The organism is Mesorhizobium sp. M4A.F.Ca.ET.020.02.1.1 (assembly GCF_004022645.1).
GTDB lineage: Bacteria > Pseudomonadota > Alphaproteobacteria > Rhizobiales > Rhizobiaceae > Mesorhizobium.
Genome location: NZ_RZOI01000524.1, coordinates 1 through 4,417, shown reverse-complemented (window position 1 = coordinate 4,417; position 4,417 = coordinate 1). Strand labels below are relative to the sequence as shown.

The 4,417-nt window shown below is 63.9% G+C and carries 6 protein-coding genes; 2 read left to right on the top strand and 4 right to left on the bottom strand.

The annotated features are described in order from the left end of the window. On the top strand, positions 1–721 hold a 721-nt coding region (locus EN742_RS25775; protein ID WP_128333428.1), incomplete at its 5' end, for a GNAT family N-acetyltransferase. Positions 722–800: 79 nt separating this feature from the next. Here EN742_RS25775 and EN742_RS25770 read toward each other — a convergent pair. Together EN742_RS25770 and grpE are read right to left on the bottom strand one after the other, a co-directional pair. Continuing rightward, positions 801–1,433 carry a trimeric intracellular cation channel family protein gene (locus tag EN742_RS25770; protein ID WP_126058284.1) on the bottom strand — a complete coding sequence of 211 codons (633 nt, stop codon included), beginning with the start codon at positions 1,431–1,433 and terminating at the stop codon, positions 801–803. Between the two features lie 104 nt (positions 1,434–1,537). Continuing rightward, positions 1,538–2,173, bottom strand: coding sequence for a nucleotide exchange factor GrpE (grpE, locus tag EN742_RS25765; RefSeq protein ID WP_126058283.1), 636 nt, complete (start codon positions 2,171–2,173; stop codon positions 1,538–1,540). Between the two features lie 228 nt (positions 2,174–2,401). On the opposite strand from grpE, the gene EN742_RS25760 reads away from it, so the two are divergent. Continuing rightward, complete coding sequence (locus tag EN742_RS25760; protein ID WP_126058282.1) at positions 2,402–2,602, top strand: hypothetical protein; 201 nt, start codon at positions 2,402–2,404, stop codon at positions 2,600–2,602. Between the two features lie 160 nt (positions 2,603–2,762). On the opposite strand, the gene EN742_RS25755 is transcribed toward EN742_RS25760, so the two are convergent. Beyond that, positions 2,763–3,383 carry a DJ-1/PfpI family protein gene (locus EN742_RS25755; RefSeq protein WP_128333427.1) on the bottom strand — a complete coding sequence of 207 codons (621 nt, stop codon included), beginning with the start codon at positions 3,381–3,383 and terminating at the stop codon, positions 2,763–2,765. A 190-nt stretch (positions 3,384–3,573) separates the two neighbouring features. Continuing rightward, the coding region (locus EN742_RS25750; RefSeq protein WP_189375591.1) for a GMC oxidoreductase at positions 3,574–4,417 on the bottom strand (844 nt) is incomplete at its 5' end.

Below are 4,417 nucleotides of genomic sequence, written 5' to 3'. Positions count from 1 at the left end.
GCGCTACCGGGTATTCTATGACGAGCTCGGTGCCAGGAAGGACCTGTTCCAGGCGCAGAACCGTCGCGACGCCGACCGTTTCGACCCGCTCTGCGATCACCTTTTGGTGTTCGACACCTCGCTCCCCGGCCCTGAGCACCGCCGCATCGTCGGCACCTACCGGCTGCTGCGGCAGGAAATCGCGGCGACGGCTGGCGGTTTCTATTCCGAGGGCGAGTTCGAGCTGACCAAGCTGATCGCCCGTCATCCCGGTCAGCGTTTCCTCGAGCTCGGCCGCTCCTGTGTCCTGCCGGAATACCGTTCCAAGCGCACCATCGAGGCGCTGTGGCAAGGCATCTGGGCCTACATCAACCACTACGGCATCGGCGTGATGACCGGCTGCGCCTCCTTCCACGGCATCGTGCCGGCAGCGCATGCCGAGGCCTTGACCTATCTCGCCCATCACTGCCGCACCAATTCGGCTTGGGACGTCAAGGCGGTCGCGGGCCGTTACTGCCCCATGGACCTGATGCCGATCGAGGCGGTCAACGCCAAGGCCGCGATCGCGGCGATGCCGCCGCTGGTCAAGGGTTACCTGCGCGTCGGCGCCCGCATCGGCGACGGCTGCGTCATCGATCATGAATTCTCGACCGTCGACGTCTTTGTCGTCATGCCGGTCAAGGAGATCGGTGCGCGCTACGTCAACTATTATGGCGGGGAAGCCCAGCGCTTCGCGGCATAACTCAGCGAACAGCGAATACTGACCAGCGGGAGCTGCGTCAGCCCCTATTCGCTACTCCCTATTCGCTATTCGCTCTCTCTCATGGAATATCCTCCGGCCGCCGTCCGGGCCTGCTTTTGTAAGACGCAAAGGCCCAGCCGAATTTGAGCGCGCCGCCGCGCACAATGAATGCCGCGGCGAAACCCAGCAGACCCGCCGCCAACGGCGGCAGGCCGGCAAGGTCACCGACGGTGAAAAGGGCCGCACCCGCAAGAGCCGCCGTGACGTAGATCTCGGGCCGCAGAAGCACCGACGGCTCCCCCGCCAGAAGATCGCGCAGGATGCCGCCGAAGGTGGCGGTCAGCACGCCCATGATGGTGGCGACGACCGGTGAGCCAGTGATGGCGAGGCCCTTGGCGGCGCCCATCACCGAGAAGGCGGCGAGGCCGATGGCGTCGAGCCAGAGCAGCAATTTGTAGCGGGATTCGACCAGGTGGGCGCTGAAGAAGACTAGCACCGCGACCACCACGCAGATCAGCACATAGTCGCGGTTGGCGACCCAGAACACCGGCAGGTTGAGGATGACGTCGCGCAACGTGCCGCCGCCGATACCGGTGACGCAGGCCAGGAACAGAAAGCCGATGATGTCGAGTTGCTTGCGCGAAGCGGCAAGCGCGCCTGTCGCCGCGAAGACGGCGACGCCGGCATAGTCGAGAAGCTCGATGAGGTTCATGGGCTGAGCGAGTAGTGAATAGCGAATAGGGAGTAGGGCAATAGCACGAAGCCGCAGATTAGTATCTGTCCCCCTACTCACTGCTCCCTATTCGCTACTCACTATCAGGCATCCTTCTCGGCCTGCTCGTTCACCGGCCCCGGCTCGACCGGCGCCTCGGCGACAGCGGCCTTCGGGCCGCCCTTGGCGACGCCGACCATGGCTGGCCTCAGCACGCGGTCGCCGATCGAATAGCCGGGCTGGACGACCTGGACGACGGTGCCTGAGGGAACATCGGGATTGGGCACCTCGAACATCGCCTGGTGGAAGTTCGGGTCGAACTTCTCGCCTTCCGGCGCGAGCTTCTTCACCCCATGCCGCTCCAGCGCCGCAAGCATGGCGCGCTCGGTAAGGTCGACGCCCTCGATCAGGGCCTTGAAGCCGGCATCGCCCGACGCCTTGGCTTCGGCCGGAATGGCGTCCAGCGCGCGGCGCAGATTGTCCGACACCGACAGCATGTCGCGCGCGAAATTGGCCACCGCATAGGCGCGCGCGTCATGCACGTCGCGCACGGTGCGACGGCGCAGGTTCTCCATCTCTGCCGCGACGCGAAGCGCTCGGTCCTTCAATTCCTCGTTTTCCTTCAGCAGCCGCACCAGCGCCTCGTAGTCGCCGTCGACGCTGCCTTCCGCACGTTCGCCGGTGGCCTCGGTAGGCTCCATATCCTCGGGCGCGCGTTCGTCTTTTGCCTGGTCGCTCATCGCCGTTTCCCGTCATTCCGAATGGTTTGGATTTGCGCCCGATATCGAGGTTTGAAGGCCAAAAATCAAGGGGCAAGCGAGCCAACGCAGTTTCGCTGCGTCTCCAGGGGACCGTTCGATATTAAATCAAATTTTACCTTGATCGCCGGCTTCGCTTGCGAGAAAGCGGCGGCGAGGGAACCATTGCCGGGTTGAGGGAGTTTCGAAGCCGACACAGGATTTGGGACGATGAGCGGCAACAAAAGCGAAAGGCGCGCGGAACTCGCCGCCGATATCAGACGACAGCTTGGCAGCGAAGCGACGAAGCGCTTCCTGCGCACGCTGCCGTCATTCCGCCTGGAAACGAACACGCCCGAGCATTTCCGCGACCTGCTCGACCAGCTCGATGACATCGAAACCAGGGCGGCCAACGGCGAACGCCGCCAGTAGCTGCGCATCCGCAAGACCGGACGCGCCGCCGCGCCTGAAGCAATTCCAGCAAGGCTGCGCAGCCCGGTTTCCGCCTGGAATTGCACAAGAAATCAGAGGCTTAGAGGATCAGCGGTTCCATGGGACTGGAACCGCTGCGAGCGGCGCTTTTCCCGATATTTCAAGCCGCCTTGCGTTCGTCGCGCATCAGCGCCTTGCCGTCGCGGATCTCGGTGCCGAGCACCTTCAGGCATTCGCGCATGAACGCTGCAAGGCCAGGCCAGCCCTTGGCCGATACCAGATTGCCATCGACATGGGCGCCGGTCGGCGCGACATCGATGTAGATGCCGCCGGCGAGCGTCACTTCCGGCTCGCAGTATTGCAGCGCCGCGACCTCGCGGCCGCGCACCACACCGTCGACGGCGATCAGGATCTGCACGCCGTGGCAGATGGTGAAAATCGGCTTGCCGGTCTCGTGGAAATGCCTGACTAGCGCCTGCACGCGCTTGTCGATGCGGATGTATTCCGGCCCGCGCCCGCCGGCCGCATAGACGGCGTCGTAGTCGGCCGGGTTCACCTCGGCGAAGGTCTTGTTGAGGATGTAGTGGTGGCCGAGCTTTTCGGTGTAGGTCTGGTGGCCTTCGAAATCGTGCAGCGAGGTCTTCAAGATGTCGCCGGCCTTCTTGTCGGGGCACACGACATGCACCGTATGGCCAACCGCATGCATGGCCTGTTCGAAGACGAAAATCTCATACTCCTCGCTGAACTCGCCAACGAGCATCAGAATCCTTTTGCCTGCCATGCCGGTTCCTCCCTTAGCTGGCTATTTATTTCGAGGCGCGAAATATAGCCCTATCGTAAGGGCAAGCAGGGCGGAGGGGAAGCGCAAATCGCACGATTGGTCCTACCAGATTGATTCTGTGGCGCCCGGTGAGCAACAAAGGCAAGGCTTCCGGAGCAAAACCGGAGAGGCTGGTCTGACCAAGACGGCGTCAGGCAGCCGCCCGGATCATATCCGCCGCCTTCTCGGCGATCATGATCGTCGGCGCATTGGTGTTGCCGCCGACGAGTGTCGGCATCACCGAGGCGTCGACGACGCGCAGCCCTTGCAACCCGCGCACCTTTAACTGCGGATCGACGACGGCCATCTCGTCGATGCCCATCTTGCAGGTGCCGGCCGGGTGATAGATCGTGTCGGCGCGGGCCCTGATATGCGCCATCAGCTCGGCGTCGCTGGCAGCGCCAGCGGTATAGATTTCCTTCTGGCGATACCTGGCCAGCGCCGGCGACTCCAGAATGCCGCGCATCATCCGCACACCCCGGAGCAGAAGCTCGGCGTCGCGCTCGTCCTCGAGGAAGCGCGGGTCGATGCGCGGCGGCGCCAGCGAGTCTGGACTGGACAGCCCAACCTCGCCGCGCGAATAGGGCCTCAGCACGCAGACATGGCAGGAGAAGCCATAGCCCATATGCAGCTTGCGGCCGTGATCGTCGACGATGGCGATGCAGAAATGCAGTTGCAGGTCGGGCCGTTCGAGCGCCGGATCGGATTTGAGGAAGGCGCCGGCCTCCGCGTAGGGCGTGGCGATCATGCCCGTGCCGTCCCTGCGCCAGCGCAGCATATGGCTGAGCAGTCCGGGCAGGCCGCGGAGGCCGATGCCCATCAGCTCGGTCTCGCGCGACTTCCAGGCCAGGATGAAATCGAGATGGTCCTGCAGGTTCTTGCCGACACCGGGCAGTTCATGGACGAGCGGAATGCCGTGCACTGCCAGCTCCGCCGCCGGACCGATGCCGGAAAGCAGCAGCATTTGCGGCGAGCCGAACGCGCCACCGCACAGG